The sequence below is a fragment of the Enterobacter sp. Bisph1 genome (assembly GCF_000814905.1).
GTDB lineage: Bacteria > Pseudomonadota > Gammaproteobacteria > Enterobacterales > Enterobacteriaceae > Kosakonia.
Genome location: NZ_JXAG01000045.1, coordinates 1 through 19021, shown reverse-complemented (window position 1 = coordinate 19021; position 19021 = coordinate 1). Strand labels below are relative to the sequence as shown.

Here is a 19021-nt window from a genome sequence, read left to right as displayed (position 1 = left end):
CATTTCTCAACATTGCGCAGGACAAATAAACGTTTTTGGTGGATGAAAATGCACATTACTCAATATCCAGGCCTGTAAGACCCTTGTTTTTTTCTTTGCAACTCCCATTGTAATTGATTTAGATAGTTCCATCAGGGTACTGCTTCCTTCGTCCTTAAAGTTGGTCTTAATTGTTTGCCATACTTCTTTGTGCCTTAAGTCAGCAATAAAATCATGCCCGCGTGCAGTTAACCTTAATGGCACAGGAATCCATATGTAGTCGTGCCCCCAAGGTGAAGCCTCTGGGATCCTACTTACTAAGCAGGTCTACCACAAAGAACCTTGGCAACTGACTGAATCAGAGAAACAGACCATTGCTGCACTTTCGACGTTGGCATCGGGCCTCGCGGGTGGATTGATTGGCAACAGCACGGAAACGGCAACTGCAGCGGCTAAGGCCGGGAAAACGACGGTTGAGAATAACTATCTTGACAGCTCAGAAAATAGTCTCCAGACCTATCTGAATCACAAGAAGGATCTTACACCTCAAGAACGGCAAAAGCGTGATGATTTAAACCGTAAGGATCTAGAAACTGATCAGGCCCTCATGAATGCCTGTCATGGTAAGGGGGGAGACTGTTCGGCAGAGAGAGCTAAGGCGAAAGAGGCTCTGGAAACTTACATCAATCTGTCATACCTCAATCCTAAAGAGGCTCAGGCAGGTCATCAGCAAATTCAGGCACTGCTGAGCTCGACAGATCCGAATGCAAAAGATGTGTTTAACGTGCCGGAAGGCTATACCCAGGCGTTTATGCGTTTCGGGTATACAGAGGATGAGGCACAAGCGCGTGCCGGGATTTATGTCGGTACTGTGTACACAGCGGGCGGCATCAGTTCTGTTATTGCGTCAGGGGAACTTGCTAAGCAGTTTGGGGAGGATGTGGCTGCGGGAACGAAACCTGGCATCTCAAAAGTCACATCTAAAAAAGGAAGTAAAAATACACAACCGGAGAAAAATCTCCCATCCGAGTCGAACGTTGAGGAGGGGAAAGCCTGTAAAGGTGACTACAGCGAAACGCAAAAAAGTGTCGGCACGATTGAGCAGCCGTAGGGAAATAATATTCTCAATCCCGCAACGAATAAGGGTTCTACTGAACATACGATAGTGCCGTCAGGTAAAGCACCCAAAAATTCGACACCTAACTCTGTCTATGAAGTATCCAGAGCTGATGGTACAAAAAGTATCACCTATTATGATGATCAGGGGCGAACATTTTCCAGGGAAGATTATGGTCAGCAAAAAACACATGGTCAGTTAGGTTATGATAATGATGGTAAAGTTCCACCGCATGAACATAAAATAACTTATAATGACCGTGGTTATGTAGAAGGTATGTACTATCGGGAAATTGATAAAGATGGAAAACCCATAGGCCCTTGGATAAAGGATAAGAGGTAGTTATGTCTAATGATGTTTATGGATATATTGTCCCTGCTTTGACCACAACTGCCAGAGTTCAATTGCAAAAATATATCAAAGCGTGTACGTTAAATATCCAGACCATCACTACAGGTCAATTATTTAACTTTCCATTAAAACTCATGCCGGAAGAAATTGTATTCGCATTTGATATTGCAGATGGGCCAAATTCGATTAATGCAACTTATTTAATTGATTATAATGAATACGATCCGGAAAACTCTAGTATTGGCTTTCCTCCTGGCGCAAAAGATCGTCTTAATCTTCTTTTGGATGTACTTTCCGATATGTTCAGTATCACGAATGCACAAAAAATGGTGGTTGCATTAACTGAATGCAATCAGATTGAAATAATCAAAAAAATTAAATTTTCCGAGCTTTATGATGTGATTCATGCGGATTTTGAAGTGTATCAAGGTCCACCCGACACCCTTTATGAAATAACTGCTTAGAGCCATTTTTGGGAAATGCAGGCTTTGAGTTTACAGGCGAGTCAGAAGGGCTATATTTAACGAGGTGACCAGTTCTACTTGGATGCTCTGCACAAAGATCATATCGAAGTGTTTGATAGTATAAGTACAAACGTAAGAGCAGTGCTTAACCTTGATGGTTCATATAATGATGCAAAAACTAAGGCAGCCAGAGCAGAAGGACGGAGGTTACCTAAATGATCGATATTGGAATGCTGGATAAATTCAAAAATGCTTATCTAGAGTTGTTAAAGCAGAAGGCAGGAAAAGAGCTTGATGTGGATGAGCTTTATTTGGCAGAAGATTATTCAATTGTTGAAAATTTACAGAGGGATATAAGGAATCTTAACTTGACAATTGAATTATTTTTTAAGGCAAAAGAAAGCAATGACGAATTAGCAATGCAGGCAGCTTTGATACGTATATCGACTTTCTTATCAGGAATATATGGTATTTTTTATCAGGTAGGGGAAGATATAGATCGATTTACCCTTCTTCCTGGTACAGAAGATTTTCCTATGGGTTATCAAATTCCAAAGCATTACAACTATTCTATTAAATAAGAGCCTGTAAATAATTCTGTGTAACTGCCATCGTATTAAAGGGGGCATCGAACTCGATAATAAAGCGACTCTTCGCCAGCCACCAGTTCTGGATCGGCATACTCCCTTTTTCCGACGCATCTTTGATCGCCAGATAAACCACCTTACGCACAGAGTGATCTGTCGGGAATACTTTGCGTTTTTTATGGCCGCCCTGATAACGCTGTTCAACGACTCAAAAACAGGCAATTACACAATTTTAATTACAGTCTCGTTATAGTGGGTAAGAACTCTCTTTATCTGATTACCCGCCATAGAGCGAATGGCCAGCCAGTACCCGCTCCCAGCCCGTTCGCCAGGAGAGGCACGCCGAATATTTCTTTCTCTGCTTCGTTTACCGAGGCAAACAGTACTTCGAGGGTTAACCTTGCATGATTACTACGTCATACAAATTATCAATAACCCTCATTTTACTGAAGATAACGCCTCAAAACTGCTCAGCTGTCCCTGAAAATTCAATACTTGATTCACCAGGCTACAGTTTTCGCCAGAGAACATGTCGCAGCTTTGGTCGATTTGCGGATCGCGGATTTTTAACCACTGCGCAAAAGTTTCAATGAAACGTAAGCCGCTACGCTGTACCGGGATAATGACATTATCTTTTTGGTTTTTGTCGACAACGATAAATGGCACTTCATAGTTCTCTCGGGTTTTGTCTCCGTGAGTCAGGTAAGCGCCTGAGGTGTCTTTATTAATGTACGACAACCCGTGGTCGGAAAAATACATCATGGACCAGTCTCCTCCCTCACGCTCCGCCATTTCGTGGATCTGACCCAGCAATTTATCGGTCATTGCAATTGATTTGATGTAGCACGATATTTCTTTCGCACCTACATCAATATCATAAAGATCATGTGTTCTCACACACGCTTTCGGGTGTGATCCCATCAGGTGCAGGACGATGAATTTTTTCCCATTCCCTTGTTTCAGTGCCTTGTCGAGCTCCGGTAATAATTCCTCATCCGGCGCGTACAGGCGATCATCTGAGTTGTCCGCTTTTGTAAAATAATGATGGTCTGCGCTTTCCCCTATTAATGCCACGGGGGAGTCAAAATGGCCTTTCTTGCCCTGATTCGAGATCCACCAGGTTTCAAAGCCAGCCCGTGAAGCGAGTGCCACAATATTGTTATTCAATTCAGCCGCATTCTCATTCCTGCGGGCCAGCGTATTGGTGAGAGAAATTACTGTGGATGGTCCCGCAGAGATATACTGCGTGAACTGCGTCGAAGGGGTGCTATCAAGCCAGGGAGTGTTAGTATACTTTCCCCCAAAGGTATGGAGATAATCACGTCGTACGCTTTCCCCAACAACCAAAATATAGGTTTTCCGCTGGCCGGGCAAAGATACTGGATTCCAGATATTGCCAGTAGTCATTATCCTTGCAAAGTTCTGGTTGTTGTCACGCACTGCCTGATAAGCGGTATAAATGTCATGAACAAAACGTATTTCAGGCAAGCCGGTACTGAGCAATTGTCCCTGCCTCACGGCTGACCAGAATGCGGAAGCCACGAAAAAAACCATCAGAAAACTGTAGACACCTCGTGTCACCGGCGCATTTTTATGTTTGGAAAACGATGCCACAAGGGTGGCAATTCCAAAGACAATAATAGATACAGAAAGCAGCCAGGCGGCCGCAGGTATGTTTGCTAAAAATTCATTGGCTTCATTTGGATTGGTATACATCAGCGAGCCAATGACATTGATATCCGGAAAGCCATAATTTATACCCACAGGGGCATAAAGTGCACCGGCTAGCATATACACTGCTACAAGAAAGCGATAGCCGATCTTTGTGATAGATCTTAGGAGTAAAAATCCAGCTAAAGCGCTAAAGACATAAATTAATTTATATTGATAACCTAGTGCGTAATGGGCGAGCAATACCCATACCACCAGGCAAAGGTTTTCTCTATTGATAAGGTTTTTTAAACCAGCCGCGGAATTTGGCTTAAAGTACGAAAGTGTTATTTGCATTAATTTTGTTAACCTTTTTCAGCCGGCAGGCAGCACGCTTCTGGCAAAATGAGGATGCTCATTAAGTCTCTAAGCGCTGGCATGGCTCGGGTGGCTTTTATCACCGTATAGATAAAAGCAAAAATGGGCTTAAAAATAAGCCTTTAACAATAGTTATAAATTGCTGTGCGTTTTTTTGTGGATACTGTCCTGCAGCCACGCCTTAAACAAAACTTCTGCAAGGCATCCTAATCATGGATGTATATATACAATCAACGATTTCGTCCATAGGGTACTTGCGAGCATTCCTGAAAATGATAATTGTTTCGCTGAATCAGCTAACTGACATTAACCGTTATTACCATTGATCCTGCCGAAGTCTAAAATATTTTATCAAGAATGATGAGGAAGGTGGGGCTACTAATTATAGTAGGGTAGTAAAAAGCGCAGGCTCTCATATGGCGAACAAAAAATATACATTGGGTTGTTATAACGTAAAAAACGTACAACAATATGAAGTTAAGGCTAAATGATGGTCTGCGGAAATGGTCAGAAAATGTTATGCCTCTCCTGGGATAGCATCGCGGCAATTGCTTCATTTTGTTGCTGCTTTATGCCCATTCACTCGTTCAATAATGCCACTACGTTAAAAGTGTTCAATTTTACTTAACGCAGTTAAAAATGGCGCCTTATCGAGGTTTTGGTTGTGAATGTAAGGCGGGTTATTTTGTATTTGCCAGCCGTTAGCTTAAAATTTTCCCTGTATGCATAACACTTTTACTTTGATGTCATAAATACCTGAGGCCCTTTGGCATCGATAATATTTATAATCCGCGACGCTGCCTTATTGGGCTTACTCTCGTTTCTTTCCCATTTCGAAACACTTTCTACCGACATGCCGGTCGTGATGGCAAGGGCCGCCTGCGACATGTTGTAGCGGGTGCGAACTTCCTTTATCTGGCTGCCTGTCATTGGGCGAATGGGCGGCATACAACGGGCGGCGACCGCTGCATCAATTGCGGCGATGGTTTCATCTTTTACCACACCTAATTTGTTGTAGCGTTCAGCCATCCTCTGGATGCGTTTCAGGCGGTCAGTCATCGCAAATTACCTCGAAATGTTCTCTGGATAGTCTTCATTATCGATCGCAACAACTTTTCCCGAACCTGCGCTATAAATTTTCCAGAATATATCTGACAGCGACGAATGGCCAGCCAATGCCCGCTCCCGGCCCGTTTGCCGGGAGCGGCATAATCTCAACGCTGGCCTAAGGCTTGATCCGTTTCCCCGCCGCCAGCAGCGCCCCCAGCTCCAGCGAATCGCGAATGCGCGGCTCCTTTGGCGGATACTTGGTAGTCAGCAAAATCACGCCATCCATCACCAGTACATCCACTTTGGTGCCAATGCGAAAACCCGCCGCCTCCAGCCATAACCCCTTCATCATGATCGCCGGCGACGAAACATAATCCCGGTGACGACTCGCATAGCTGACGGTTAAATTACGGTAAGTTATCTTAGATGCTTCTTCCTGCTCGCAAACTGCAATACAATCCACAACAGTCATAATTGCTATTCCTTGTAAATAGTGATTGTGATCAGCGGTGCGGATGTGCGCCAACACATTCGCACCGCGCTAAATAACACCTGTAAAACTAACCAGCAAAAAAATAAAAGTCCACCTAAAAATAGACAATATTCGGAATCATCAAAAATAACAAAACAAAACGCGCTATAAATAGTTAAAAAGACTTTATTCATTTCCAGAAAATAATATTAACCATTGACGTTATGTATTGAATGAAAATATGAGATTTTTAATCGATGCTTTTAAATAATGCTTGCTACGCGTTCGCCTGCTATCTTTCCTCAGCGCGGGCTTAGCCATTCATCAAAAATATTTGGTTTATTGCACCGCCTTTAACGAATAGTCCCGCTCTGTGCGATGGATCCAGAAAGCCGGTTATAAGCGTATTCACTATAAATATGGGAGGAGCAAAACGGATGACAATCCCTCCTACAACCACCATAATGACAACACAAATGACACCACATCAGGTGATAACCATGAGCAGCACCATCCACTTCCGAATAGATGAAGAAACCAAACGTCTGGCGATGCAGGCAGCAGAGCGACATAACATGAGCCTGACAGAACTGATGCGACAGAGGGCAGAAGAGCTGGCCGCAGAAGAACTTCGCCATCAGAGCAACGAGCATGACGGCTGGCTGGAAGAGCAGATAGCGCAGGCATTCAGCCGTCATGATGCCGGAGAAAGCGAGTACATCAGCAACGAGGAAATGGAAAGCCGGATGAATACGCTGAAACAGCAGGCCCTGCGGGGTAAGCTGTGACCATCAAGGTTGAATGGGAGAAAACCGCCCAACGAGACAGGGAAAACATCTTCATCTTTCTGGCTCGTGAAGCAAGCGCGATGGTCGCCATCGCGGCAGATGAGCGTCTGGCGGGCATGGCAGCGATCCTGATGGAAAACCCGCTTGCCGGCGTGCAAGCCGGACGAAAAGAGAGTCAGCGTAAGCTTGTTGTGCCTCACTTCCCGTTCATCATCGTTTACGTTGCCGAAAAACGCCTGGTGCGCATTCTGCGCGTACTGCATACCTCCCGCAAGATAGCTGGCAACTATAGCCAGAATTAATCCTTTGAAATGTCTTACCCAAGTGCACTTTTTCATCTCAACAGCAGCTTATTGACGCTTCTGAAAATATGTCGCGGCATGACATTTTAACGTTCATGATGAAACTCGAAATCCCGTTATAAGGCTATACACCAAAACGCGTTGGGATGATAAAAGCGCGAGATCGCTGCGTCGTTGTCATGACCTAAACGACAGACATTGCTTAAAACACCCCAAAACTTAAGGATGTTACCCACCAGCCAAAAGGAGGATAATAACCCTTTGTTTTTCCTTAAATAAAATTGTAATGAATCTGCAGCGCTTTATTACGGAATATGACGAATCCCTCAGCGGTGAACTGAATATCGATCCCCTTGGTCAACTGATTGTCTGGTCCTCCTTCGGGCAGCAAATTTTTCGTAACCGCATCAGCTCGGTTGCCAACGACGTTCGTCACTACACCCTCAATCTGCTTCACCACTATGTGATACGCAGCGTGCTTGGCGACGACAAAACGCGGCCTGGGGAGGCAGTGCTTAAAAATTATGACGGCAAAAACGATGTCAAACTTACTCACGCCTGCCTGATTTTCTTAGAAAATATTTACACCCTGTCGATGTGCGAAAACCAGCACAAAAAGGGCATCGTCACCACCGGCGTGCTGGGCATCGTTAAGGCCCGCGACAGGTTCGCGAAATACGACAACGACCCGCCAATTATGTTTGGTCACGGGGCGCAAAGCCAACTGCTGACCCAGCAGCTCTTTCTCGGTACTAACGGGCGCTATAAGACGCCGATGATGAACCTGCACTTTTTCGATCAGAAATATCGCTACCACTTACCGGAAGGCGTAACCCCCTGGGAAAAAGCCGGGCGCTTTATCCTGCAATCACCCCTAAAAAGGCTCTTTCACCTGTTGGTTGACTGCTTAAGAACGCAGCTTGGCGCGCGTCGCCAGCAAGATCTTACGCTCCACTTTTCCGAGCTTGATAAGACACTTACCGGCGCGTATGTGAAGTCATTCGCCTCGTCTGAATATGTCGGCAGCTATGCGGGCGATTTCTGGCTGGAGATGAGCGGCTTGCGCGAAGGGGCGTGCGGTGCGCTCTATAGCGCGCTGGAAGAGGCGCAGGACGACGCATCCGCCGCTGAGATTTTTCATCACGCGCTACGCACTAGCCATAACGACGCCGATCGCCAGCTGCTGCGGCACATTGTGCATGTCGAACCCCTGCTGGCGGCCATTGCGCTGCTGTTTGATGGATTAATGCAGCGGCGAAAACAGACGCTGGATGAAGTTCGCCAGTTCTGGGCGCAGCACGGGCTGGACGAACACACGCTGGCGGAGCGCGCAGCAACCGTTATTAACGACAAGACGCTGCTGGCCGCGCTTTCCGGTACGGCGCACATCCGGCTGGTGCGGTTATTAGCAGTTGCGCAAGCGCCCACTTTTGCCGGGCAGGTGGCTGCCTTACTGGATTATCACCAGTTTGTGATGCAAAGCCGTGGACAGTTGCCCTGGATGACGCTGTGCGATGAAACCCTGACGTTGCAGGTTCCCGCCCGCGCGCCGCGCACGGGTCGTCACCGCGATGACTGGGTGAATGGGTATTACATCCCGCAGTTTCGCCATATGTTGCAAGGTTTGTGGGGAGCAGAACAGTGAAATTAATCAGCGAGTTCAAAGCGCAGCTGGCCGCGCTTGGCGAGATCAAGCGAGTCTGGCTGACCAGTTTTAATATCAATATCAGCTTTATCGAAACGCACCTGCTGCCAGCAGTGCTGGGCATGGACGAGCCGCCGAAAAATCGCGCTGAGTTTGAACGTATACAGTTCGAGCTGACGAGAAAAAATGTCGATTTCCGGGTGTACTGCGATAAGCGGCTGATCACTCAGGAGCAGCACAAACGCACCTCCATCACTATTTTGCCCGTTTCCGTACGCCAGATTGCGCCGGAGCTGGATGCGCAAGAAAGCCTCTTTCACCCGAAGGTTATCTATGTCGAAGATATCCACGGCAATATGCTGCTTGGGGCGGGCAGCGCCAACCTGACGCTCAGCGGCTGGGGGCGCAACCAGGAGGCGGTGGATTTTCGCCGCGTCAGCAGCAACAAACAGTATCAGCAGATAAAATCCTTTTTCACCCGCATCGACAGCACCATCACTGAGGAGCATTTCCCGATACGACGGAAGTTCTTTGCAGATGATATCGACTGGGAATTTATTCACACTTTGTCGGGCAGAACGCTGCTGAAAGCGCTCATGCATAACGTCGCCCCTAAAAAGCTCGCCGTCTGGTCGCCCTATCTGGCAGCGGATCTCGCAGGCTTTATCGATTCGCTCTCCCATGCGCTGGATAATGAAGCGCTGAGTGTCGAACTGGTGCCGGATCTGGCGCACGGGCATTTTCTGCGTACGCCTGGCGGAGAAGAGGTTGATGCATTGTGCGAATCCGATCGGCTGCAGCTGTATCACAACCCGGTGGAGCGCGATGAGCGCGCGGAGTTAACCCACGCCAAAATCTGGCTGGCGACGGGTGAAAGCGCCGCGAAGCTGGCGATTGGCTCGTGGAATTTCACCGCGCCCGGCTGTGCCAGCTTAAAAACGTCCGGCACAGAGCAGAAGCACTGGAATATCGAAGCCGGTATTGTGCATAGCGTGTCGCCGAAAACAAAAATTACCGGCGAGCCGTTAAAGAAAGGGCGCTTTGGTTTTGCCAGCCAGGATCTACTGTCCGAAGAGGCGTTAAACCTTGCGCCACAGCTGCCCTTTGATTTACAGGTGCAGTTCGACTGGCGCGCGGGCAAATATGCGGTCAGCGGCGAGTGGTTTGTTGGAAAATCCAACGCCCATTACGCCCTTCGCCTGCCTGGCATTGCCGACGATATTCCCCTGCGCTGGCGCGGCAGTGCGCTGATCTCATTAGGTGAGGTCGTGGCCGCCCAGCCGGACGAACTGCTCACGCGCCATTTTTATACCGTTCTTCATCCCGATGAGGCGGACTGGCAGGGCATTATTCATGAAGTGGGGCAAAACTATCGCCGGGTGAACGGCTTCGACACGCTGCATGAACTGCTCAACAGCTATATCGCCAATAGCGATCCGCAACAAAGCGATGCCGTTCAGCTACGGGAAACCCTGCGCGATGGCGATTCGGCGGAAGATGAGCCGCAGGTTGCGCCGCTAGTTGAGTCCGCTTCCACCAGCTATTTCCGCCTGTTCTATGCGCTGGAAAAACGCCGCGAGCAACTGGCCGCGCTGAACGATGACGCAACGCTGCACTACTGGTTATTTACCAGCCCCGGCTGTTTGCTGGAGCTGGTGGAAAAAGTGCGTGAACACCTTGCAGCACAACCGGGAACGCTCTTTGGCTGGTTTATGGCTAATGAAGTGCAGAGCCTTTGCCAGTTTGCCAAAAAACGCTATCGCAAAAAGAGCCAGGCCGCTAACTGGTGGCCGAAGCTTGCCCTTGATATTCCCCCATTACCGGTGAAAGGAAAGCAGCGTCAGCTCTACCTTGAGGCGATCAAACAGAGGTGTGGATATGAAGCCTGATATCTGGAAAGTGACCACGCCGCAGGCAGTGGCGAAAAATATGCGTTTTGACGCCTCGCAAAAAGAGTGGCAGTACGATGCGCAAGATCCTTCTATGGCGGCGCGGCAGGCCGAAGGCGTCGCCGGGCTGTGGAATATTCTGGCAAAACGCCATTTGGCGCTCCTCGCCGACGAAGTGGGCATGGGCAAAACCTTTCAGGCAATTGGCGTTATGCTTCAGCTCTGGCATAGCCGGCCTGACGCAAAAATCCTCATCCTTGCGCCGAACCGGGATATTTGCCTGCACTGGAAGCGGGAATATAAAACCTTTTTGCAGCATCACTATCGCGGTAATAACGCGAAAATTGTCCACCCTAAAAAAGGGCCGATGCATGAAGCGCGCATTTTTACCCGTCTGCGCGAGCTGGAAACGGATATTCGTGAATCCGACGGCAGTTTTTATCTGACCACCATTCACTCACTCAGTGGACTGGTCCCGGATGAGGAAAAAAGCGGCAACGATGCGCAGCAGAGCGCCGCGCGCCATGCCGAACAGATCCACGCGCAAATCAAGGCCTCGCTGGGCGAGCAGGGCTTCGATTTGATCATTATTGATGAGGCGCACTATTTCCGTAACCGCGACGGGAAATCCCAGCGCGCGGCGGCGGCGAAGCGCTTTTTCGGCGATGAGCAGAGCCGTCTGGGGCAGCGCACGCTGTTATTGACCGCCACGCCCAACCACTCATCTGCGCGCAACGTCGCCGATATTTTGCGTTACTTTGTCGATCCTGAGACTATCAGCGCCAATAATGACGCCAAAACCCTGCTACAAACTTTTGCTATCCGTCGGCTGCGGCAGATGCAGGGGAAGGGGGTAACGCACAATAAATACAACTACCGGCATGAACAGGCGACGGCGGCAGATTTTAGCGATAATCCCGACGCGGAGCTGTTTTTCGCCCTGTACCAGCGCGAGCTGGTCAAAACCCTCGGCGCGAAGGGTGAGAATCGTCAGTTCCAGTATGGCTACCTCGAAGGGTTTGAATCGACCGGGATGTTGGCTAAAGAGGATAGCGAAGGCGATGAAGAGAGCGCCGACGATGTAATACGCGACGCGTTTCATCAGGCGCCAGACTCGCGGTTGCTGGCGGAGCTGACGCAGGAATTTCAGGCTTTTTACCACCGCTTCCCGGATCACCCGAAATATGGTGCGCTGATCGCGCAGTGCGTGCCCGAACAATTGTTCACCCCAGCGCGTCCGCTCTATCGCGACAAACATCTGGTGTTTGTGCGTCGCATTCCTTCGGTGCGGGAAATCACCCAGCGGGTGAATGCCGAGTATGACGAACGGATGGCGCAGGAAATTATCGCCGCCTGGGGCGTGGAGTCGCCGGAGAAAACCGTCAATGCGTGGCGTAAAAGTGGCTGGTCGCGTAAGTACTTTAATCAGTTAACGCAAGCGGCGTCGCTTGATCAGGATGAGGATCTCGAAGCCGATGAAGGTGAAGAGAGTGATGAGCCAAATGGCAATGAACTGAAGCTCTCTTCAAAAATCGCCGATCTGTTTGTGGTGAAGAAAAAGGGGGAGAAGCGCACCGACTGCCTCAACGTCAGCCAGCGTTTTCGCCGCGCAGAAAGCCTCTTTTCGCTTTTTCTCGATCCGGCGGCGGATTATCTTACCGCCAGTTATAGCCACTATTACCGCCTGAGCGAGCGCCAGCGCGACAACTTTGGCGACGCGGCACGGGACAGCCGTTTGCAAATATGGCCCGACGCGCCAGAGCAGGCCCGTGCGCCGGAGCGGCAAGCAATCTCCTATGAACAGCCGATAAAAACGGCCTGGGGCATGATGTTTCCGCTGTTGCCCGCCCATTGCCAACAGCAGCTTCGTGCCTGGCAGGCCAGCAACCCGGCGATTGTAGAAAACCTCGGTAACTACCTGAAAACCGGCTATCTGTTTGCCAGCCCGGTGATGATTGAGCTGTACTGCTGGTTTATCCGTTTTAGCCGTCAAAACAAGGCTGCGGATGTGCAAACGCGCTACCGTGATTTCACCGCCAGCATCGCCGATAAACTGCCGGGATCGCTCCTGCTGCGCTATTTCATCAACGGGATCGAAACCTTTGAGGCGCTGTGCGAGAAAATCACCGATCACCCGCTTGTCGACTGGAAAACGCCCTGGCGCGAACTGACCAGTCTCACCAGCCCTGCGTGGTATGCCAGCGGTGAAACCGACAACCGCCAACGCCTGATCCTGGGCTTTAACAGCCCTTTTTACCCCAACGTGCTGGTGGCGACGTCTGTGTTCCAGGAGGGGGTGAATCTGCATCTGCAATGCAACCAGGTACATCACTACGGCATTGCCTGGACACCGGGGGATAATGAACAGCGCGTCGGGCGCGTCGACCGCCTGTTTGGGCGCGTTAATCAGCTGCTTAAAGAGCAGGGGACAACGGAACTGCGCATTCACTACCCTTATCTCGCGCAGTCCTTGGATCAGGATCAGCTTGCGGCGTTTATTCAACACAAACGCAATTTTGAAGCGAAACTGGACGCCTGCGATTTTGACCAATTTAGCCGGGATATTAATCTCAACGATGAAACGGGCGGCTGGCAGGCGGCGCTGCGAAAACCGCAGGCCGATCTTAAACCCGTCGATCCCTATCCGGCGCAATTCGCCGCAACGAAAAAAGCGGCAGGTTAGCCCATTGCAGGCGGCAGGAGGGCGAACACCTTTACCGGGAGAAGAGAATGACAGAGTACTGGTGGCAGGATCTGCGCGATAGCGCTAAGCGCTGGCACGGGCTGGAGCTGATAGTGCGCGAAGGCAATGGGCAGGCGCTGGAGATGCAGAGCGGGCACAACGGGCGCATGGCGTTGCAGGTGCACGGCGAGCCGCTGTTCTGGGCCACTATGCTAAAGGATCATTCCGGCGTTTGGCTGGTGTATAACGCGGAGCATCCCGGCAAGCCACTGCTGCTGCCGGTGACGTCGGCAGATGTTGAAAGTGCCAAACGCGCGGGAAAAGAGAAGTGGATAAGCCACTGGTGCCGCTACTTTGCTCGCCAGGTGATGGAAGCGCCCGCGCCGTTATTAGCGCCGCGTCGCTGGTTACTGCGCCCAATGGAGCAGGTAAAACCCGCCGCGCCTTATGTGCTGAATAAAACGCTGCCGAGAGATCAATGGCGCTTTCACACGCCCACCGGTAATGCGCAAATCAGCGTTAACTGGTCGCTGGCGGGGGAGGATTTCCCCGATCTGCAAAACCCGGCAAAAGTGACCTTTATCGACTGGTGGTGGAGCGGCGATCGGCTGCTGGCGCGCTATCCCGTTGATGCTGAAAGCGGGCGGGTAAAGTGGTGGCGCAAGAAGTGTCGTGAAGGCGAGCTACCGCCCGTTTTGCTGTGGTCTGTTGCCGGTTTGGCGTCGTTTGTCATTCTCGACGGCCACGATCGTTTGCAGGCGGCGCTGGCGGAAGGTATTCAGCCGCAGTTTTTGGTGCTCAGCGAGCTGGCGGAACAGAACTATATTCCCAGCGAAGAGGCACGGGAGCGGGTGCTGCGTTCGCTGGCTATCCAGCAGGCGAAGGGCAAGCAAACTGCGGTCAATATCGATGCGATGAACCAGTCGCTGCTCAATCTCTACGACACCCGCTATCTCTTTGCGCCGACCCACAGCCGCGCGGTGCTGGGCGATGGCAAAGGCTGGGAGCGGGAAGTAACGGCGTATTTGCAGCGCCATCAGTTACAGGACGATTTAGTGAAGATTCTGGCGCGGGAAGAGTGATGGTTTTGCTCATGCCCCGGCGGCGTAACACCCGGTAAGTGAGTGAATGCTTACTGGGGGGCAGTTAATTAAGATTCCTGCAGGGGTAAAGGGCTTATATCAACTGCAAAAACGGTGGCTTAACGAAAGGCTTCTATTGGCGCTATCACCGGTGACGTTGCGCGGTGATGTGCCGATATAACGTTTTTTGCCCGCCGTTTGCGCTATGGCGCTGCGGGCAAGTAAAACGGAGAAACGTATTCATGCGCTGCTCCGTGGATTAAAACCGGGCTAGACCCTTGATTGCTGGCTAATGGATAAATCGATTTGGCGGTTTAACTGATGCAGCGCCAGCTCTACCGTCTCCACTTTGGATGAGTGTTCAACATCCAGCAGGCGATCGATTTGCGGTCCTTTCTGCCCCAGTTTCCTTGCCAGATCGGCTTTGCGGGTCCCTGTTTCAATCATCGCGTTATGCAGAGCGGCTTTCATCGCCACAAGGACCGGAAGAGAAATTACATGCTCACCCTCTTGCGGTGCACTGGCGAGGGGGATAGGGCGGCGCTCGTCAACTTCAATTGCAATCGCGACTACAATGGCATCAACGGACTGGAGCAGCGCATCATCAAGGCTATCGCCGACAGAGTTCATTAAAGGCAGATCACGGCAGGAAACAACAAACGCGCCTGTTGTTTCGTCACGTTCAACGCGAACCGGATAATTGAACATATAACACCTCATGGTTGCTCAGTTCGTTATTCATTCAGACCTAAGTCTTTGATAATTTTCTTTCTTAAAGGCTCCGGGATCTCTTTTGCACCGTGAAAGGGGAAGACCGACGCTTTGCCATTAAGCCGCACTTTAAAATGGCTTCCTCCTCCCGGCGCTTTAATCAATTCTGCTCCCTGAGATAACAGCCATTTTCTAAATTCACTGTATTTCATCTGGCATCCTGCCTGCAGTTTTCCATTTTACAGAGGCTAAAATACAACCTTTTTGTTATTTAAAGCAACATTTATGTTGTGTTAATGGCGGCGCAATCTATGTGAGAATAATTCTCAATATTATTGAAGGCGCAGAGGGTGAATGATAAGGTGTAAGCCGTTTCGCCCGGCGGTGGGTGAGAGGTTCGACTAAAAGCGATGACGGCCTGCGATGCAAAAAAAACTCTTTTCAATTGATGACTTTATCGGCTTTGGCGAGCGCTACGGGATTGATTATCGCTTCCCATCGCAGGCGTCCGGTCTGTTCAATAAAGAGAAGCGGATGGTGATTCAGGGCGATGTAGAAGAGATGGCTTTTTCTTCAGGCTTCAACCTGACCCGTTCTGATATTCGCGTGCTGCAACCCTACGAAACCACTTCGCTGCACAGCTGCCCGCTCTATATGCTGGTGGTGCTGGAGGGCAGCGTGATGCTGCGCCTCAACGGTGAGGCGTTTGTGGTGCGCGCAGGGATGGCGTTTACCGCGCGCCTCAGTGAGCAGCAGGTGATGAACGCCAGCCATCTGGCGGATCGCCATCTGCGCACCTTATCGCTGGGTGTCTCCCCGGCACAGGGCTGGTCATCGCCGCTGCTTAACGCGCTGTTACAGCAGTGGGAGGCACACGGCGCACCAACACTGTTATGGCAGGTGCCGGGCTTTTTGCTTTCCGGTTTACAACAAACGCAACAAACCTCGATCCCGCCGCTTTCCCGCCAGTTAATGCTGGAGGGGATCATGCTGCAGCTGCTGGGCAATGCGCTATCGCAGCGCATTCAGGGGCAGCCGAAGCGCACTCCGGCGCTTTGCGGGGCTGAGCAGCGGCTAGAAAATGTCCGCCGTTTGCTGGAGCAGCACCCTGAAAAAGAGTACAGCCTGGCAACCCTTGCCCAACTGGCGGCGATGAGCAGCAGCAGCCTGCGCGTTAAGTTTCGCCAGGCTTATGGTCAGTCGGTGTTTGATTACCTGCGCGACTGCCGCCTGGACCTGGCGCGGCGCTACCTGGCGGAAGGCTACAGCGTGCAGCAGGCCGCGTGGAAATCCGGCTACCAGCACGCCACCAACTTCTCCACTGCTTTTCGCCGTCGCTATGGGATGGCACCGAGCGAAATGAGCCCCTGCTGAGCGTCCCCGTATAGACCACTTTTCCGCAGCAATGCGTGGTTTTGTCATCGCGCATACGCGAATCGTCACTGCGCATAGCTATGAGCCAATCCAAAAAGGTAATAATTCTTATTTACAATAATAACCGCTTCTGGAGATTTTCATGTTCGCAAAAACGCGGCTGGCATTAATGATTGGCTGTATTACCAGTGGGATGAGCGTAACGGCGCTGGCGCAGGCGCGCGCGGCCAGCAACGATACGGTGGTGGTCACCTCACAAGTTCAAAGCGGCGCGACCAAGCTCGAGACACCGGATATCGAAACGCCACAGGCGGTATCGATTGTTACCCGTCAGCAATACGAAGAGCAGGGCGCGGTAAACGTGCGCCAGGCGGTCAGCTACACGCCGGGGGTATACAGCAACCAGATTGGTGCTTCCAACCGTTTTGACTATATCGTGCTGCGCGGCTTTTCCGACGGCAGCCTGGATAACGTCTATCTCGACGGCCTGAAAATGATGGGCGACAGCAACTCCCATAGCTCATTGGTTATCGATCCGTGGTTTCTGGAAAGCGTTGAAGTCGTGCGCGGTCCGGCATCGGTGCTGTATGGCCGCTCTTCACCCGGCGGGATTGTGGCGCTCAATTCACGTAAACCATCGTTTGATCCCGGCGGCGAAGTGAAGCTGTTCGCGGGGAATAATAACCAGCGCGGCGCGGCGTTTGATGTCACTGGCCCGGTGGATGATAACGACCGCGTAGCGGTGCGCTTAACCGGTATGACCCGCTATGCAGATTCGCAGTTTGACCCGTTAAAAGAGCAGCGTTATGCCATCGCGCCGAGCGTCACCTGGCGGATTACCGACCGCACGCGCCTGGAATTGATGGCCTATCTGCATCGCGATCCGGAAGGCGGCAGCCACTCCGGTTTGCCTTATGAAGGCACCGTTGTGCCCCACGCGGGCAAGAAAATTTCCAACACTTTCTTTGAAGGCGAAGACGATTACGACAACTACGATCGCCGCGAAAATATGGTCGGCTACAACCTTGAACACGCCTTTGACAGCGGCTGGTCCGTACGTCAGAAACTGCGCTATCTGCATACCAAAGTCGTACTTAATCAGGTATATGCCGCCGGTTGGCTGAACGACAGCGAACTGTCGCGGGGTTACTCCGGTTCTGATGAGTCTCTCTCGGCGATTACCCTTGATAACCAGGTCGATGGCAGCGTCGATACCGGTGCGGTTAACCATCGCTTACTGTTCGGTGTCGATTACCAGCGCCGCAGTAATAACGTGACCGCCTCCTCTGGCAGCTTCCCGGCAATTGACGCGTTTAACCCGGTTTATGGTGCCGATCCGCTGTCGATCAGCGTCTACAGTCGGGAAAAACACCAGCTTGAGCAGACCGGGATCTACGCGCAGGATCAAATGTCGCTGGATCGCTGGCGTCTGACGCTGGGCGGTCGTCACGATCGGGTCAACATCACTAACGTTAATAAGATCGCTGACAGCCGCGATACGCTTGAGCAAAACCATTTCAGCAGCCGCGCGGCGCTGATGTACCTGTTTGATAGTGGTTTTGCACCTTACGTCAGTTATTCAACCGCCTTTACGCCGACCAGCTTTACCGATGAGAACGGCAAGATCCTCGAGCCAATGAAAGGTAAACAGTGGGAAGCGGGGCTGAAATTCCAGCCGGAAGGATCGCAAACGCTTTACAGCGCGTCGGTCTATCGCATCAACCAGAAGAATATCGCCACTAAAGTGGAGCCCACCGATCCCTACCGTTCTATTGGCGAGATCGAATCCGAAGGGGTGGAACTGGAAGCGGTAGGACAACTGACGGATAACCTGCGTTTGCAGGCGGCTTACACCTACAACGATATTCGCTATAAAAAGAGCAGCGCGGAGGAGCAGGGCAAACGCGCCGTTTATGCACCGCGTAATCAGGCCAGCGCGTGGCTCAGTTATGACGTAAAAGCAGGGGCGCTAAATGGCCTGACGCTGGGTACCGGCGTGCGTTATGTCAATGGCATCACGTCCGATCGCCAGAACACGCATACTTTGCCGTCTTATACGCTGGTGGATCTGGCGTTGGGTTACGATCTGAGCAACGTCGGTCTGCAAGGATTGAGCGCACAGGTGAACGTCAATAACCTGACGGACAAGCGCTATGTCGCCTCCTGTAACTCGCTCTCGTATTGCTACTTCGGGGCCGAGCGCAGCATCGTCGGCTCGCTCTCTTATCGCTTCTGATGCATGGCTCACCCGGCTTTGCGCCGGGTGAGCCACAGGTTTTAGCTCAGATCGATATTCTTGTGACCAAAGAACCAGGTAACGATAAAACCGCCCGCATAAGAGATGATCAGGCCTGCGGCATAGACCGCCATACCGGCGTAAATCCCGCTGCCGGAGGTCATTAACGGCAGCGACACCAGCCCGGAAGGGCCGAATACCGTGTTCAGACCCACCGGCAAACCAAGCCAGGCCACGGTGCCAATAAAGAAGCCGCCGCAGGC

Annotated in this window: 17 protein-coding genes and 2 pseudogenes; 12 read left to right on the top strand and 7 right to left on the bottom strand. The window is 51.1% G+C overall.

Annotated features, from left to right (window positions below):
- The first annotated feature begins 370 nt into the window (after positions 1-370).
- The 4 genes from RW65_RS15095 to RW65_RS15085 all read left to right on the top strand — a co-directional run bounded on the left by RW65_RS15095 (position 371) and on the right by RW65_RS15085 (position 2492).
- A complete protein-coding gene (locus tag RW65_RS15095; protein WP_052250321.1) occupies positions 371-1090 on the top strand; it encodes a DUF6862 domain-containing protein in 720 nt (239 codons plus the stop codon).
- Positions 1091-1144: 54 nt separating this feature from the next.
- Positions 1145-1438, top strand: a complete 294-nt coding sequence (locus RW65_RS22710; RefSeq protein ID WP_197058894.1) for a hypothetical protein — start codon at positions 1145-1147, stop codon at positions 1436-1438.
- Positions 1439-1440: 2 nt separating this feature from the next.
- On the top strand, positions 1441-1911 hold the full coding sequence (locus tag RW65_RS15090) for a hypothetical protein (protein WP_039057607.1): 471 nt from the start codon (positions 1441-1443) through the stop codon (positions 1909-1911).
- Positions 1912-2126: 215 nt separating this feature from the next.
- Positions 2127-2492 carry a hypothetical protein gene (locus RW65_RS15085; protein ID WP_039057606.1) on the top strand — a complete coding sequence of 122 codons (366 nt, stop codon included), beginning with the start codon at positions 2127-2129 and terminating at the stop codon, positions 2490-2492.
- Here RW65_RS15085 and RW65_RS15080 read toward each other — a convergent pair.
- From RW65_RS15080 to RW65_RS15065, 4 genes and pseudogenes are all read right to left on the bottom strand, one after another.
- A pseudogene (locus RW65_RS15080) lies at positions 2485-2708 on the bottom strand (hypothetical protein); the annotation flags it as partial. The gene RW65_RS15085 and the pseudogene RW65_RS15080 sit on opposite strands and share 8 nt — an antisense overlap.
- A 228-nt stretch (positions 2709-2936) precedes the next feature.
- A complete protein-coding gene (locus RW65_RS15075) occupies positions 2937-4505 on the bottom strand; it encodes a phosphoethanolamine transferase (protein WP_052250319.1) in 1569 nt (522 codons plus the stop codon).
- Positions 4506-5261: 756 nt separating this feature from the next.
- Positions 5262-5585 carry a helix-turn-helix domain-containing protein gene (locus RW65_RS15070; RefSeq protein ID WP_039057604.1) on the bottom strand — a complete coding sequence of 108 codons (324 nt, stop codon included), beginning with the start codon at positions 5583-5585 and terminating at the stop codon, positions 5262-5264.
- Between the two features lie 166 nt (positions 5586-5751).
- Entirely contained in the window at positions 5752-6048 is a 297-nt protein-coding gene (locus tag RW65_RS15065) for a SymE family type I addiction module toxin (protein WP_039057603.1), read from the bottom strand.
- Positions 6049-6548: 500 nt separating this feature from the next.
- On the opposite strand from RW65_RS15065, the gene RW65_RS15060 reads away from it, so the two are divergent.
- From RW65_RS15060 to RW65_RS15035, 6 genes are all read left to right on the top strand, one after another.
- Positions 6549-6836, top strand: a complete 288-nt coding sequence (locus RW65_RS15060) for a damage-inducible protein J (RefSeq protein ID WP_039057602.1) — start codon at positions 6549-6551, stop codon at positions 6834-6836.
- Positions 6833-7138 (top strand): type II toxin-antitoxin system RelE/ParE family toxin, encoded by a 306-nt coding sequence (locus RW65_RS15055; RefSeq protein ID WP_039057601.1) that lies wholly within the window; start codon positions 6833-6835, stop codon positions 7136-7138. Before RW65_RS15060 ends, RW65_RS15055 begins: the two co-directional genes overlap by 4 nt.
- Positions 7139-7424: 286 nt before the next feature.
- Positions 7425-8783: a hypothetical protein gene (locus RW65_RS15050; protein WP_039057600.1), complete on the top strand. Its 1359-nt coding sequence runs from the start codon at positions 7425-7427 to the stop codon at positions 8781-8783.
- A complete protein-coding gene (locus RW65_RS15045; RefSeq protein WP_039057599.1) occupies positions 8780-10672 on the top strand; it encodes a phospholipase D-like domain-containing protein in 1893 nt (630 codons plus the stop codon). Before RW65_RS15050 ends, RW65_RS15045 begins: the two co-directional genes overlap by 4 nt.
- On the top strand, positions 10662-13355 hold the full coding sequence (locus RW65_RS15040; protein ID WP_039057598.1) for a DEAD/DEAH box helicase: 2694 nt from the start codon (positions 10662-10664) through the stop codon (positions 13353-13355). Before RW65_RS15045 ends, RW65_RS15040 begins: the two co-directional genes overlap by 11 nt.
- 47 nt (positions 13356-13402) lie before the next feature.
- Positions 13403-14437, top strand: coding sequence for a hypothetical protein (locus RW65_RS15035; protein WP_039057597.1), 1035 nt, complete (start codon positions 13403-13405; stop codon positions 14435-14437).
- A gap of 270 nt (positions 14438-14707) precedes the next feature.
- On the opposite strand, the gene RW65_RS15030 is transcribed toward RW65_RS15035, so the two are convergent.
- Positions 14708-15145, bottom strand: coding sequence for a type II toxin-antitoxin system HicB family antitoxin (locus RW65_RS15030; RefSeq protein WP_039057596.1), 438 nt, complete (start codon positions 15143-15145; stop codon positions 14708-14710).
- Between the two features lie 26 nt (positions 15146-15171).
- On the bottom strand, positions 15172-15360 hold the full coding sequence (locus RW65_RS15025; RefSeq protein WP_039057595.1) for a type II toxin-antitoxin system HicA family toxin: 189 nt from the start codon (positions 15358-15360) through the stop codon (positions 15172-15174).
- Positions 15361-15571: 211 nt separating this feature from the next.
- On the opposite strand from RW65_RS15025, the gene RW65_RS15020 reads away from it, so the two are divergent.
- Both RW65_RS15020 and foxA read left to right on the top strand, forming a co-directional pair.
- The gene (locus RW65_RS15020) at positions 15572-16522 is read left to right on the top strand and encodes a helix-turn-helix transcriptional regulator (protein ID WP_039057594.1); all 951 of its coding nucleotides are present in this window, start codon (positions 15572-15574) and stop codon (positions 16520-16522) included.
- Positions 16523-16664: 142 nt separating this feature from the next.
- Complete coding sequence (foxA, locus tag RW65_RS15015) at positions 16665-18758, top strand: ferrioxamine B receptor FoxA (protein WP_039057592.1); 2094 nt, start codon at positions 16665-16667, stop codon at positions 18756-18758.
- Positions 18759-18799: 41 nt separating this feature from the next.
- Here foxA and murP read toward each other — a convergent pair.
- Positions 18800-19021 (bottom strand): annotated as a pseudogene (gene murP / locus RW65_RS15010) (PTS N-acetylmuramic acid transporter subunit IIBC); the annotation flags it as partial.

Bases quoted from the DNA above. Each gene is read 5' to 3' on its own strand.
- RW65_RS15040 (WP_039057598.1), top strand. From the start codon at position 10,662: ATGAAGCCTGATATCTGGAAAGTGACCACGCCGCAGGCAGTGGCGAAA.
- RW65_RS15050 (WP_039057600.1), top strand. From the start codon at position 7,425: ATGAATCTGCAGCGCTTTATTACGGAATATGACGAATCCCTCAGCGGT.
- RW65_RS15065 (WP_039057603.1), bottom strand. From the start codon at position 6,048: ATGACTGTTGTGGATTGTATTGCAGTTTGCGAGCAGGAAGAAGCATCT.
- foxA (WP_039057592.1), top strand. From the start codon at position 16,665: ATGTTCGCAAAAACGCGGCTGGCATTAATGATTGGCTGTATTACCAGT.
- RW65_RS15025 (WP_039057595.1), bottom strand. From the start codon at position 15,360: ATGAAATACAGTGAATTTAGAAAATGGCTGTTATCTCAGGGAGCAGAA.
- RW65_RS15085 (WP_039057606.1), top strand. From the start codon at position 2,127: ATGATCGATATTGGAATGCTGGATAAATTCAAAAATGCTTATCTAGAG.
- RW65_RS15030 (WP_039057596.1), bottom strand. From the start codon at position 15,145: ATGTTCAATTATCCGGTTCGCGTTGAACGTGACGAAACAACAGGCGCG.
- RW65_RS15075 (WP_052250319.1), bottom strand. From the start codon at position 4,505: ATGCAAATAACACTTTCGTACTTTAAGCCAAATTCCGCGGCTGGTTTA.
- RW65_RS15070 (WP_039057604.1), bottom strand. From the start codon at position 5,585: ATGACTGACCGCCTGAAACGCATCCAGAGGATGGCTGAACGCTACAAC.
- RW65_RS15020 (WP_039057594.1), top strand. From the start codon at position 15,572: ATGCAAAAAAAACTCTTTTCAATTGATGACTTTATCGGCTTTGGCGAG.
- RW65_RS15090 (WP_039057607.1), top strand. From the start codon at position 1,441: ATGTCTAATGATGTTTATGGATATATTGTCCCTGCTTTGACCACAACT.
- RW65_RS15035 (WP_039057597.1), top strand. From the start codon at position 13,403: ATGACAGAGTACTGGTGGCAGGATCTGCGCGATAGCGCTAAGCGCTGG.
- RW65_RS15060 (WP_039057602.1), top strand. From the start codon at position 6,549: ATGAGCAGCACCATCCACTTCCGAATAGATGAAGAAACCAAACGTCTG.